The organism is Streptomyces cyslabdanicus (assembly GCF_052663305.1).
In genome coordinates, this window is record NZ_JBQRUW010000033.1 from 1 (window position 1) to 12556 (window position 12556).

A 12556-nucleotide genomic window follows, 5' to 3' on the forward strand; every position below is an offset into this window, starting at 1 on the left:
GGGGGTGGTGGGGTTGGGTTTGGGGGGGGGGGGGGGGGGTGGCCCGGGGTCCCGGGGCCCCCCCACGTCCGTGTGGTGAGGGGGCGAGTCCCGTCGCTGCAAGTCCTGTCGCTCCAAGTCCCTTCGTTCAGCGGCGTGGAGGGAGCTTCGGGCGCGAACGGTCGGGGACGTCACGGTAGTCCGGCGGGGTCGCCGCCCCTTTGGCGTCCAGGAGTTCCAGGGCCAGTTCGATCGCGTCGTCCATCTCGACATGGCGGCCCTCGGCCCAGTCCAGGGGGGTGCGCAGGCTCTCCACGTCGGGGGTGACACCGTGGTTCTCGACCGACCAGCCGTAGGCGTCGAACCAGGCCGCGTTCATCGGCACCGTGATCACCGTGCCGTCGCCGAGGCGGTGCCGGCCGGTCATGCCGACCACCCCGCCCCAGGTGCGCTGGCCGACCACGGGACCCAGCTTGAGCAGCTTGAAGGCGGCCGTGATCATGTCGCCGTCGGACGAGGTCGCCTCGTCGGCGAGGGCCACGACGGGTCCGCGGGGCGCGTCGGAGGTGTACGACACCGGCTGGGCGTTGCGGGTCAGGTCCCAGCCGAGGATGGTGCGGGTCAGCTTCTCGATGACCAACTCGCTGATGTGGCCGCCCGCGTTGCCGCGGACGTCGACGATCAGCGCGGGCCGGGACACCTCCATGCGCAGGTCCCGGTTGAACTGCGCCCAGCCGGAGCCGCCCATGTCGGGGATGTGCAGGTAGCCGCACCGGCCGCCGCTCAACTCCCGTACCACGGCTCGGCGTTTGGCCACCCAGTCCTGGTAGCGCAGCGGCCGTTCGTCGATCAGCGGCACGACGGCGACCCGGCGCGCTGGTCCCTGGCCCTCCGCGGGGGAGAAGGTCAGCTCCACCGTCGTGCCGCCCGTCCCCGCGAGCAGCGGAGCGGGGCCCGTCACCGGATCCACCGGGCGCCCGTCGACATGGGTGAGGACCGCGCCCTCGCGGATGCCCGCGCCGGCCAGCGGGGAGCGGGCCTTGGAGTCGGAGGAGTCGCCGGGCAGGATCCGCCGGACGATCCAACGGCCTTCGTGGTACGTCAGGTTGGCGCCGAGGAGGCCCTGAAGGCGCTGGTAGTGCGCGGGGCCCTCGTTGCGGCGGGCGGGGGAGACGTAGGCGTGGGAGGTGCCCAGCTCGCCCAGGACCTCGCGCAACAGGTCGGCGAACTCGTCCGGCGACGCGACGCGTTCGACCAGCGGGCGGTACTGCGCGAGCACCGCGTCCCAGTCGATGCCGCACATGTCCGGTTCCCAGAAGTAGGCGCGGATCAGCCGGCCCGCCTCCGCGTACGCCTGGCGCCACTCCGCGGCCGGGTCGACCACGTGCAGGATCCGGCGCAGGTCGATCCACGTCGTCGTGTCGCTGTCGCCGATCTCCGTGGACGGCACCGCGCGCAGGTCGCCCTCGTCGACGACGACCAGCCGGGTGCCGTCGCCGCTCACCGCGAACCAGTCGAGATGGCCGACGAGTTCGTACTTCTTGGCCTTGCTGATGTTGAAGTGCTCCAGTGTCGGCCGGCCCGTGGTGTCGTCAGGGTTGACGAACGTCTCGCCCAGGGCGCCGGAGATCGGCCAGCGCAGCCAGACCAGGCCGCCGCCGGCGACCGGGCGCAGTGCCGAGTACTTGGAGGCGATGACCGGGAACGGGGTGACCCGGTTCGCCAGGCCCTCGACCTCCACGGTCACCGCGCCGGACTCGCCGGTCTCCTCGTCCTCGGCGGGGTCCAGGCCGCCGGCCGCCGGCCGTCCCTCGGGGTTCAGCGCGAAGGGGGACGGGGTCGCGGAGGACAGCGGAACGAGGTAGGGCTTGCAGCCGAGCGGGAAGGACAGGTCGCCGGTGTGCACGTCGTACACCGGGTCGAAGCCGCGCCAGGACAGGAAGGCCAGATACCGGCCGTCCCGGGTGAACACCGGGTTCTCGTCCTCGAAGCGGCCGTTGGTGACGTCGACGATCAGCCGGTCCTGGATCCGCGCCAGCCTGATCTGCCGCAGCGAACGCCCGACCCCGGGATGCGACCAGGTCAGCCACGCCCCGTCGGGCGAGAACGCCAGATCGCGCACGGGCCCGTTCACGGATCGCACCAACTCGGTGAGACGGCCGGCGGAAGCGTCCGTCGCATCGGTTCCGGCCGTACTGGCTCCGGCGGCAGTGGTTCCGGCCGCACCGTCCGGCGCGTCCGTGGCGGCGGAACCGTCCGGCGTACGGGGCGCGGTGGGCTCCCCGTTCGGCGAGGCGCCCGCGTCCGTGCCCGCGGCCGTGCCCGCGCTCGCGACTGCGGCCGCCTCCGTCGCCTCCTCGGTCACGTCGCTCACGTCGAGCAGCAGCAGGCGGCCGTCGTGGGAGGCGAGGGCCAGGCGTTCGCCGGCGGGGTCGGAGGCCATCTCCAGGACGCGGCCGAGGCGGCCGGAGGCGAGCCGACGGGGCGGGCGGGCGCCGCTGGCCCGGGGGAGGTGGGTGATCTCGACGGCGTCGTCGCCGTCCGCGTCGGTGACGTAGGCGACCTGGCCGGTCTCGCCGAGCATCTCCGGCAGCCGGATGCGCACCCCCGGCGTGTCGATGAGGGTGCGGGCGGGGCCGTCGCGGTGGGTCAGCCAGTGCAGGGAGCCGCGTACGACGACCGCGCTGGCCCGGCCCGTCTCGTCGACGGAGATGCCGTCGACGTGCTGGGCGGCCGGCACCTGGTAGCGGCGGCGGCCCGCCCGCGGTCCGCTCGGCCGCACCTCGAGCCGGTGCGGGACCGAGTCCGCGGACAGGTCGTCCACGAGCCACAGGTCGCCCGCGCACTGGTACACCACCCGGGTCCCGTCGCTGGAGGCGTGCCGGGCGTAGAAGGCGTCGTGGTCGGTGTGCCGGCGCAGGTCGGAGCCGTCGGGGGCGCACGAGTAGAGGTTGCCCACGCCCTCGTGGTCGGAGAGGAAGGCGATCCGGTCGCCGACGAACATCGGGCTGGCCAGGTGCCCGCCGATGCCGGGGAGCAGCCGCTGCCCGTGCAACCACAGCCGGCCCGTCGCACCGCCCCGGTACCGCTTCCAGGAGGCCGGCTCGTGCGGCGGCGTCCCGGTGAGCAGCAGGGTCTTATGGCCGCCTTCCACGTCGGCGACCTGGAGGTCGGAGACCGGTCCCCAGGGCAGCTTGCGGCCGGGGGAGCCGTCGGTGCCGACCTTGTAGGCCCAGGTGAAGTAGGAGAACGGCTCGCCGTGGGAGGCGACGGCGAGGATGTCGGTGCGGCCGTGCTCGTCGGGGGGCGCCCACCCGCACACCCGGGTGTCGGTGCTGCCCCAGTAGGTCAACTGACGGGCCGGTCCGCCGTCCACCGCGACCAGGTGGATCTCGGGCACCAGACTGCGCCAGCTCGTGTACGCGATGTGCCGACCGTCGGGCGAGAAGCGGGGCGGGCCGACCTTGGTGCGGTCCACCGTGAGGCGCCAGGCACGGGCCGCTCCGTCGAGCGGTGCCAGCCAGAGGTCGTCCTCGGCCACGAAGCACAGCAGGTCGCCGCTGAGGTGCGGCAGGCGCAGATAGGTCACCTTCCCATGCTTTGCCCGGGTATGGACCGGAGCAACTTATGCGGAACCGACAGTCGTGACGCGGGACACGTACGAAACGGTTTCGTTTCGTTCGGCGTCTGCGTTAGAGTCCTCGTGTACGAAACGGTGTCGTTCCATGTGGGAAGGCGGCAGAGATGGGCGAGGTCGCGACCGGGCGCCGCAGCCGTATCACGCCCGAGCGCGAGGCGGAGCTGTACACCGCCGTGCTCGACCTGCTGCGCGAGGTCGGCTACGACTCCCTCACCATGGACGCCGTCGCCGCCCGCACCCGGTCCAGCAAGGCCACCCTCTACCGCCAGTGGGGCGGCAAGGCGGAGCTGGTCGTGGGGGCCATGCGGCACGGCAAGCCGGTGCGGCCCGACGGGATCGACACCGGGACGCTCCGCACCGACCTGCACGCCCTCGTCACCCGCGAGGACGACTGCGCCATGGAGCAGAACTCCGCGCTGATGCGGGCCCTGGCCATGGCGATGCACACCAACCCGGACCTCAGACAGGCCTTCCGGGAACAGCTCGTCGAACCGGAGATGGCCGAGTTCCGCGGTCTGCTGCAACGCGCCGTCGACCGGGGCGAGATCCGGGCGGACTGCCCGGCGCTGGACTTCGTGGTGCACATGCTGGTCGGCGGGTTCGCCGTCCGCGCGCTCATCGAGGGCCGGCCGCCGACCCAGGCCTTCCTCCACTCGTACATCGACGCCGTCGTCCTCCCCGCCCTCGGCGTATCCACCTCCTGACACCTCTCCCCAGCAAGCCCACCCTCTGACGTATCCGCTCACGTCGTCGGGCTGATCACCCCTGCCCACCTTCACCCCCACGACCTGACCGGGAGTACGTCAACGTGGCCACGTTCCTCTACAGACTCGGCCGTCTCGCCTTCAGGCGACGGCACTTCGTAGCCCTGATCTGGGTGGCGCTGCTGACCCTCGCCGGCGTCGGCGCCGCCTTTGCGCCTGCCGCCGGCAACACCTCCTTCTCCATCCCGGGCACCGAGGCGCAGAAGGCCTTCGACCTGCTGGAACAGCGCTTCCCCGGAGCGAGCGCCGACGGGGCCACCGCCCGCGTGGTGTTCAAGGCGCCGAGCGGCGAGAAGATGACGGACGCCCGGAACAAGGTGACCGTCGAGAAGACCGTCGAGAACCTGTCCCGCGGCTCCGGGGTCGCCTCCGTGGACGACCCCTACACCACGCGAGCCGTCAGCCAGGACGGCACGACCGCCTACGCGTCGGTGCGGTACAAGGTCTCCGGCATGGAACTGGAGGACTCCTCCCGCACCGCCCTGAACGAGGCCGCGCGGCACGCGCGGGACGCCGGGCTGACCGTGGAGATCGGCGGTGACGCCCTCCAGACCGCGCCGCAGACCGGCGCGAGCGAGGTCATCGGCATCGCGATCGCGGCCGTCGTCCTCGTCATCACCTTCGGCTCGCTCCTCGCGGCCGGACTGCCGCTGCTGACCGCGCTCATCGGCGTCGGCATCGGCGTCTCGACGATCACCGCCCTCGCCCACACCCTGGACCTGGGCTCCACCACCTCCATCCTGGCCACGATGATCGGCCTCGCGGTCGGCATCGACTACGCCCTGTTCATCGTCTCCCGCTACCGCGCCGAACTCGCCGAGGGCCGCGAACGCGAGGAGGCGGCCGGACGGGCCGTCGGCACGGCGGGCTCCGCGGTGGTCTTCGCCGGGCTCACGGTCGTGATCGCCCTCGTGGGCCTGTCCGTGGTCAACATCCCGATGCTGACGAAGATGGGCCTGGCGGCGGCCGGCACGGTCGTCGTCGCCGTCCTCATCGCGCTGACGATGATCCCGGCGCTGCTGGGTTACGCGGGCCGCAAGGTCAAGCCGGCCGGCGCGGCGAGCGGACTGCTCCGCCGCGGGCGCCCCGCGCGGCAGCCGGACCGCCCCAACACGGGCACCCGCTGGGCGAGCTTCGTCGTCCGCCGCCCGGTCGCCGTGCTGCTGCTCGGCGTGCTCGGCCTGGGCGCCGCCGCGATCCCGGCCGCCTCCCTCGAACTGGGCCTGCCGGACGACGGCTCCCAGCCCGTCTCCACCACCCAGCGCCGCGCCTACGACCTGCTCTCGGAGGGCTTCGGGCCCGGCTTCAACGGCCCGCTGATGGTCGTGGTCGACGCCAAGGACAGCGCCGACCCCGAGGCGTCCTTCACCAAGGTCACCGACGAGATCAAGGGCCTCAAGGACGTCGTGACGGTGACGGACGCGCGGCCCAACGAGGCCGGCGACACCGCGACCGTGACCGTCGTCCCGGACTCCAAGCCGTCCTCCACCGCCACCGAGGACCTGGTGCACGCCATCCGCGGCGCGGGCGGCGACATCGAGGCGAAGACCGACGCGAAGGTCCTGGTCACCGGCTCCACGGCGATGAACATCGACGTCTCGCAGAAGCTCAACGACGCGCTGCTGCCGTATCTGGCGCTGGTGGTCGGCCTGGCCTTCCTGCTGCTGATCGTGGTCTTCCGCTCGGTCCTGGTCCCGCTCAAGGCGGCGCTCGGCTTCCTGCTGTCGGTGCTGGCGGCGCTCGGCGCGGTGGTCGCGGTCTTCCAGTGGGGCTGGCTGTCGGGCCTGATGCACGTGGAGGAGACCGGCCCGGTGATGTCGATGATGCCGATCTTCATGGTGGGCGTCGTCTTCGGCCTCGCGATGGACTACGAGGTGTTCCTCGTCACCCGGATGCGTGAGGCGTACGTCCACGGCGAGAAGCCGGGCCAGGCCGTGGTGACCGGGTTCCGGCACGGCGCGCGGGTGGTGACGGCCGCCGCGGTCATCATGATCGCCGTCTTCTCCGGCTTCATCGGCTCCAGCGAGTCGATGGTCAAGATGATCGGCTTCGGTCTGGCGATCGCGGTGTTCTTCGACGCGTTCATCGTGCGCATGGCGATCGTGCCGGCGGTGCTGGCCCTGCTGGGCCGCAGGGCCTGGTGGCTGCCGAGGTGGCTGGACCGTGCCCTGCCCAACGTGGACGTGGAGGGCGAGGGCCTGCGCACCGAGCGGCGGCCGGAGCACGCCGACCCGGACGGCGACCGGGCGCTGGTACGGGCGTGAGCCCCCGGCTCCGGTGAGAGGACCGGCCGGTGAGGGTGCCGTGGGGACGGCGCACCCTCACCGGCCTCGGTCGTCTTGGCCGCCCCGTCCACGAGGTGGGAAATCCTTCGTGACGTGTGTAACCGGCAGCTAGCCTGCCGTTCATGACGACGACATCCGAGTCAGGAGCCCACCCCCGTTTCGCCGAAGCCCTGCGCGAGCTGGGGCTCGACGAGCTGATCCCCGAGGTCCGCCGGTTCCCCGAGGCGACCAGGACGGCCGCCGAGGCCGCGGCGGCCATCGGCTGCGAGCTGAGCCAGATCTGCAAGTCGCTCATTTTCGCGGCCTGGGGGTCCCCCCTGCTCATGGGGGTCCCCCCGCTCGAGCGAAGCCGAGAGTGGGGGAGCAGCCGAGAGCTTGGGGGAGGAGAGCCGGTGCTGGTGCTCATGGACGGTGCCTCGCGGGTGGACGTCGAGCGGGTCCGGGAGGAACTCGGCGCCGAGAAGGTCACGCGGGCCAAGGCGGACGTCGTACGGGAGGCGACCGGGTACGCCATCGGCGGCGTGCCCCCCTTCGGGCACCGGACGAAGACGCGCGTGCTCGCCGACCGCTCGCTGCTCGACCACGACGTGATCTGGGCGGCGGCCGGAACCCCGTACTCCGTCTTCCCGATGGCACCCGCGGCGCTGGTCGCTCAGGCCGGGGGCACCCTCGTGGACGTGCGCGAGCGCACCTCGTGACGCCGGCGGTCACCGCGGCCGTCCTGCTCGCCGCGGTCACCCACGCCAGCTGGAACGCGATCGCCCACCGGATCACCGACAAACTGACCGGGTTCACGCTGATCGCGGGCGGCGGCCTGCTGATCGGTCTCGCCATGGCGCCGTTCGCCGCGTTCCCGGCCCACGGAGCGTGGCCGTACCTGCTCTTCTCGGCCGCGATCCACGTCGTGTACTACGCCCTGCTGATGACGTCCTTCCGGCTCGGCGACTTCGGGCAGGCCTACCCGATCGCGCGCGGCACCGCCCCGCTGGTCGTCACCGTGCTCGCCGCCGTCTTCGCGCACGAGGTGCCCGACGGCTGGGCGGCCGCGGGCATCGCCGTGTCCTGCGCCGGACTGACCGGTGTCGCCCTGTGGGGCCTGCGCGGACGCCGGCCCGACTGGGCGGCGATCGGCGCCGCCCTGGCGACCGGACTGGCCATCGCGGCGTACACGGTCGTCGACGGGCTCGGGGTACGGGCCTCCGGCTCGTCCCTCGGTTACATCGCCTGGCTGATGGCGATCCAGGGCGTGGTGATCCCGGCGTACGCGGTGTGGCACTGGCGCGGGCGCACGGTCGGTGCGCTGCGGCCGTACGCGGCGGTGGGGCTGCTCGGGTCGGCGCTGTCCGTGGCGGCGTACGCGCTGGTGCTGTGGGCGCAGACGAAGGCGGAGCTCGCGCCGATCGCCGCGCTGCGGGAGTCGTCGATCATCGTGGGCGCCGCGATCGGCGCCGTGTTCTTCAAGGAGCGCTTCGGGGCTCCGCGCTTCGCGGCCGCCGGGCTGCTGGTCGTCGGCATCGGGCTGATGCTGCACACCGGTTAGCCGGTCGGCCGGTTGGTCGGCGTCGGCTTCTTGGGTGCGCGGGCGGCGCCCCGGGCGCACCCTGGAAACAGGTGTTCCGGAGGTGACCGTCATGATGAAGACCACTGTGGGATGGCACGTCGAGCTGGAGTTCCAGGAGGACGGGCAGCACACCAGGGCGGCGGCGCTGGTCCGCTTGCCCGACGGCAGCGAGGTCCGGGCCCACGGCAGGGCCAGCCGCCACCACACCGACTCCGACCAGCCGCGGGTCGGTGAGGAGATCGCCGGCGCGAGGGCCCTGAACGAACTCGCCATGCAGCTGCTGACCAAGGCGCACGGCGAGATCGACCAGGCGACGGGCCGCACGTCGCAGCCCATCCACGTCTGAGCTCCCGCCCGCACGGGCACCGCACGCGCTGCGCGCCAGGCCCTAGGCCAGGGACGTGCGTACCGCGTGGACCAGGGCCTGGGCCCTCGGGTCCGCCGTCACATTGGGGTGGAAGCCGTTGGTGACGTAGGCGAAGGAGACGGCAGCGTCCGGGTCGGCGAAGGCCAGGGCGCCGCCGCGGCCGGGGTGGCCGAAGGAGCCGGGGCCGAGCAGCGGGGACGCGGGGCTGTGCAGCATGTGGCCGAGGCCGAAGCGTGTGGGCGCCACCAGCACGCGGTCGGGCCCGGCGGAGTGCCCCGTGCGGGCCAGCTCCATGGTCTGCGGGGTGAACAGGCGGGTGCCGCCGTCCACTTCGCCGATCAGGGCCGCGTAGAAGCGGGCCAGACCGTCGGCCGTGGCGATGCCGTTGGACGCGGGCAGGACCGCCGCGCGGTAGGCGGGGTCGTTCTCGTCGGGCAGCGGCGTGATCACCGCGAACGCCCGCCGGGTCAGCGACTGAGGGTCCGCGTACGCCTCGGCCACGGAGCGCTTGGGTCGGATGCGCAGGCCCGTCGCGGAGCGCGGGGGCTCCACCTGGCCCACCCGGCCCACCCGCCCGGCCTCGCCCGCCGGCAGCCCCACCCACAGGTCGGCCCCCACCGGGCCGGCCACCTCGCGCGCGATCCACTCGCCGATCGTTTGGCCCGTGACCCGCCGCACCAGCTCGCCGGTCAGCCAGCCGTACGTCTGCGCGTGGTAGCCGTGGTCCGTGCCCGGCTCCCAGACCGGCGCCTGCGCGGCGACCGCCTCGGCGCCCAGCACCGGGTCGACGGCCTGCTCCGGTGTCAGCGGCCGGTCGAGGACGGGGACGCCCGCACGATGGGCCAGCAGGTCGCGGACCCGGGTCCGCTCCTTGCCCGCCGCCTTGTACTCGGGCCAGTAGGCCCCCACCGGAGCGTCCAGGTCCAGCTCCCCGCGCTGGTGCAGCAGCAGGAGGACCGCGGCGGCGACGCCCTTGGTCGCCGAGCGCACGATCTGCGCGGTGCCCCGCTCCCAGGGCGCCGAGTCCGCAGTGCCGTCGATGCCGTCGATGCCGACGGTGCCGTTGACGTCCCGCGTTCCCGCCCACAGGTCCACGACCCTGTGCCCGTCCCGGTACACGGCCACCGCCGCGCCCCGCTCGCCCCGCAGCGCGAAGTTCGCCGCGAACGCCTCCCTGACCGGCTCGAAGCCCTCGGCCACTGTGCCGTGCACGTCCACGTCCGCCACTCCTTCCGCTCTTCGCCTGCGACAGTGGGTGCAACCGGCGGCCCCCGCCTGCGATTCCTGGGAGTGGTCAGGTCGGCACGATCGTTACATCGACGTTGCCCGCGCGTCCGCCCGTCCCGACGCGTCACGCGTCCGCTCGCCCCGACGCGTCACGCGCCCATCGTCACGGACCGCGGGTCGAAGCCGAAGGGCAGCTCCAGGCGGTGGGCACGCATCAGCGCGTCGTCGGCGAGCAGCTCGCCGGTCGGGCCGTCCGCCGCGATCACGCCGTCGCTCAGGACGAGCGAGCGCGGGCACAACTCCAGCGCGTACGGCAGGTCGTGGGTGACCATGAGTACCGTCACGTCCAACGAGCGCAGGATGTCAGCGAGTTCACGGCGTGAGGCGGGGTCCAGGTTGGACGAGGGCTCGTCCAGGACCAGGATCTCCGGCTCCATGGCGAGGACGGTCGCCACCGCGACCCGGCGGCGCTGTCCGAAGGAGAGGTGGTGCGGCGGGCGGTCGGCGAAGTCCCCCATGCCGACCTGCTCCAGGGCCGTGGCGACCCGCGCCTCCAGCTCCGGCCCCTTCATCCCGGCCGCCGCCGGCCCGAAGGCCACGTCCTCCCGCACGGTCGGCATGAACAACTGGTCGTCCGGGTCCTGGAAGACGATGCCGACCTTCTGCCGGATCTCGGCCATGTGCCGTGTGCCGACCGGCAGCCCGGCGACCGTCACCGTCCCGGCACCCCCGCTCAGGATGCCGTTCAGATGCAGCACGAGGGTGGTCTTCCCGGCACCGTTGGGACCGAGCAGGGCGACCCGTTCACCGCGCCCGATGCTGAAGTCGACGCCGAACAGGGCCTGGTGGCCGTCGGGGTAGGCGAAGGCGAGGCCGGAGACCTCCAGAGAAGCAGTCACAGCACCCATCCCAGCAGACAGACGGCGAGCGCGGCACAGGGGAGGGTCAGGGCGTACGACCACTGCGCCCGGGAGGCGGTCACCTCGTCGATGACCGGCATGGAACCGGCGTAGCCCCGGCTCACCATGGCCAGGTGCACGCGCTCCCCGCGCTCGTAGGAGCGGATGAACAGCGCGCCCGCGGACTTGGCGAGCACGCCCCAGTGCCGGATCCCGCGCGCCTCGAACCCGCGTGACTCGCGGGCGATCCGCATCCGCCGCATCTCGTCGGTGATGACGTCGCCGTAGCGGATCATGAAGGACGCGATCTGCACCAGCAGCGGCGGCAGTTTCAGGCGTTGCAGGCCCAGCAGCAGCTCGCGCAGTTCCGTCGTGCTCGCCAGCAGTACGGACGCGGCGACGCCGAGGGTGCCCTTGGCGAGCACGTTCCAGGCGCCCCACAGGCCGTTCACGCTCAGGGACATCCCGAGGACGTCCACCCGCTCGCCCTGGGCCACGAACGGCATGAGCACCGCGAACGCGACGAACGGGACCTCGATCAGCAGCCGCTTGAGCAGGAAGCCGGCGGGCACGCGGGCCGCGGAGGCGACGCCGGCGAGCAGCACGGCGTACACGGCGAACGCCCACATCGCCTCCCGCGGGGTCGACACCACGACCACGACGAAGGCGAAGGTCGCGGCCAGCTTGGTGTGCGGGGGCAGCGCGTGCACGGCGGAGTGCCCGTGCCGGTACAGCCGATGTGCGTGGCCCGCCCCCACGTCAGGCGGCCTGGGAGGAGGGGGCGGACGGCTCGGCGACCGTACGCCGCTTGCGGAGCACCCAGAAGACCGTGCTGCCCGCGACGACGGTCGCGCCGACACCGATCACACCAGCGAGCCCACCGGACAGCCGGGCGTCGGCGATGTCCTTCACGCCGTAGTCGGCGAGCGGGGAGTCGGCGGCGGCGTGCGGCTCCTCCTTCTTGTCGATGCCCTGGTCGTGGGCGATCTTCTCCAGACCGTCGGGGCTGGCCGAGGCGTAGAAGCTGACGAAGCCGGCGAGGACGAGGGAGGCGACCAGGCCGGTGGCCCACAGCTTGCGGTGGGACCCGGAGGGGGTGGGCACGGGCGCCGCCTCGGCCGCGGGGGCGTCGACGAGTTCGCCGTTCACCCGCAGCTTCAGGCGCTGCTCCAGGCCGCGCGCGCCGTACACCAGGTCGGGGCGTACGGCGATGACGGCGCCGACGGTCAGCGCGGTGATCGCGGCCTCGCCGATGCCGATGAGCACGTGCACGCCGATCATGGCGGTGGCGACCTTGCCGATCGCCACGTCGGTGGTGCCGCCGACCGCGTAGATCAGCGTGAAGGCGACGGCGGCGGCCGGGACGGAGATCAGCGCGGCGGCGAAGGAGGCCGCGGTGACCGAGCTACGGCGCCGCGGCAGCACCTTCACCAGTCCGCGGAAGACGGCGTAGGCGACCACCGTGGTGACGATCGCCATGTCGGTGATGTTGACGCCGAGCGCGGTCAGGCCGCCGTCGGCGAAGAGGATGCCCTGCATGAGCAGGACCACGCTGACGCACAGGACCCCGGTGAAGGGGCCCACGAGTATCGCGGCCAGTGCCCCGCCGAGGAGGTGGCCGCTGGTGCCGGCCGCGACGGGGAAGTTCAGCATCTGCACGGCGAAGATGAACGCCGCGACGAGACCGGCCAGCGGCGCGGTCCGTTCGTCGAGTTCCCGGCGGGCACCGCGCAGGCTCACGGCGACGGCGCCGGCGGCGACGACGCCGGTGGCTAGGGAGGTGGGCGCGTTGATGAATCCGTCAGGCACATGCACCGTTCGATGATAGAGGCTT

Annotated in this window: 10 protein-coding genes; 5 read left to right on the forward strand and 5 right to left on the reverse strand. The window is 72.8% G+C overall.

Going from position 1 to position 12556, the window contains the following annotated elements; translation table 11 throughout:
• Positions 1 to 127: 127 nt before the first annotated feature.
• Entirely contained in the window at positions 128 to 3568 is a 3441-nt protein-coding gene (locus tag ACTYVM_RS19805; RefSeq protein ID WP_445527181.1) for a S41 family peptidase, read from the reverse strand.
• A gap of 155 nt (positions 3569 to 3723) precedes the next feature.
• On the opposite strand from ACTYVM_RS19805, the gene ACTYVM_RS19810 reads away from it, so the two are divergent.
• The 5 genes from ACTYVM_RS19810 to ACTYVM_RS19830 all read left to right on the forward strand — a co-directional run bounded on the left by ACTYVM_RS19810 (position 3724) and on the right by ACTYVM_RS19830 (position 8575).
• Positions 3724 to 4323, forward strand: coding sequence for a TetR/AcrR family transcriptional regulator (locus tag ACTYVM_RS19810; RefSeq protein WP_445527182.1), 600 nt, complete (start codon positions 3724 to 3726; stop codon positions 4321 to 4323).
• Positions 4324 to 4427: 104 nt separating this feature from the next.
• Entirely contained in the window at positions 4428 to 6647 is a 2220-nt protein-coding gene (locus tag ACTYVM_RS19815) for an MMPL family transporter (protein ID WP_445527183.1), read from the forward strand.
• A 143-nt stretch (positions 6648 to 6790) separates the two neighbouring features.
• The gene (locus tag ACTYVM_RS19820; RefSeq protein WP_445527184.1) at positions 6791 to 7366 is read left to right on the forward strand and encodes a YbaK/EbsC family protein; all 576 of its coding nucleotides are present in this window, start codon (positions 6791 to 6793) and stop codon (positions 7364 to 7366) included.
• On the forward strand, positions 7363 to 8208 hold the full coding sequence (locus ACTYVM_RS19825; RefSeq protein WP_445527185.1) for an EamA family transporter: 846 nt from the start codon (positions 7363 to 7365) through the stop codon (positions 8206 to 8208). The genes ACTYVM_RS19820 and ACTYVM_RS19825 overlap by 4 nt, the downstream gene beginning before the upstream one ends.
• A gap of 91 nt (positions 8209 to 8299) precedes the next feature.
• A complete protein-coding gene (locus tag ACTYVM_RS19830) occupies positions 8300 to 8575 on the forward strand; it encodes a DUF1876 domain-containing protein (RefSeq protein ID WP_445527186.1) in 276 nt (91 codons plus the stop codon).
• 42 nt (positions 8576 to 8617) lie between these two features.
• Here ACTYVM_RS19830 and ACTYVM_RS19835 read toward each other — a convergent pair whose 3' ends face one another.
• The 4 genes from ACTYVM_RS19835 to ACTYVM_RS19850 form a co-directional block, all read right to left on the reverse strand.
• Positions 8618 to 9814 (reverse strand): serine hydrolase domain-containing protein, encoded by a 1197-nt coding sequence (locus tag ACTYVM_RS19835; RefSeq protein ID WP_445527187.1) that lies wholly within the window; start codon positions 9812 to 9814, stop codon positions 8618 to 8620.
• 158 nt (positions 9815 to 9972) lie between these two features.
• On the reverse strand, positions 9973 to 10731 hold the full coding sequence (locus tag ACTYVM_RS19840) for an energy-coupling factor ABC transporter ATP-binding protein (protein WP_445527188.1): 759 nt from the start codon (positions 10729 to 10731) through the stop codon (positions 9973 to 9975).
• A complete protein-coding gene (cbiQ, locus tag ACTYVM_RS19845; protein ID WP_445527189.1) occupies positions 10719 to 11480 on the reverse strand; it encodes a cobalt ECF transporter T component CbiQ in 762 nt (253 codons plus the stop codon). Before cbiQ ends, ACTYVM_RS19840 begins: the two co-directional genes overlap by 13 nt.
• A gap of 1 nt (position 11481) precedes the next feature.
• Positions 11482 to 12537: an energy-coupling factor ABC transporter permease gene (locus ACTYVM_RS19850; protein WP_445527190.1), complete on the reverse strand. Its 1056-nt coding sequence runs from the start codon at positions 12535 to 12537 to the stop codon at positions 11482 to 11484.
• Between the last annotated feature and the right edge of the window lie 19 nt (positions 12538 to 12556).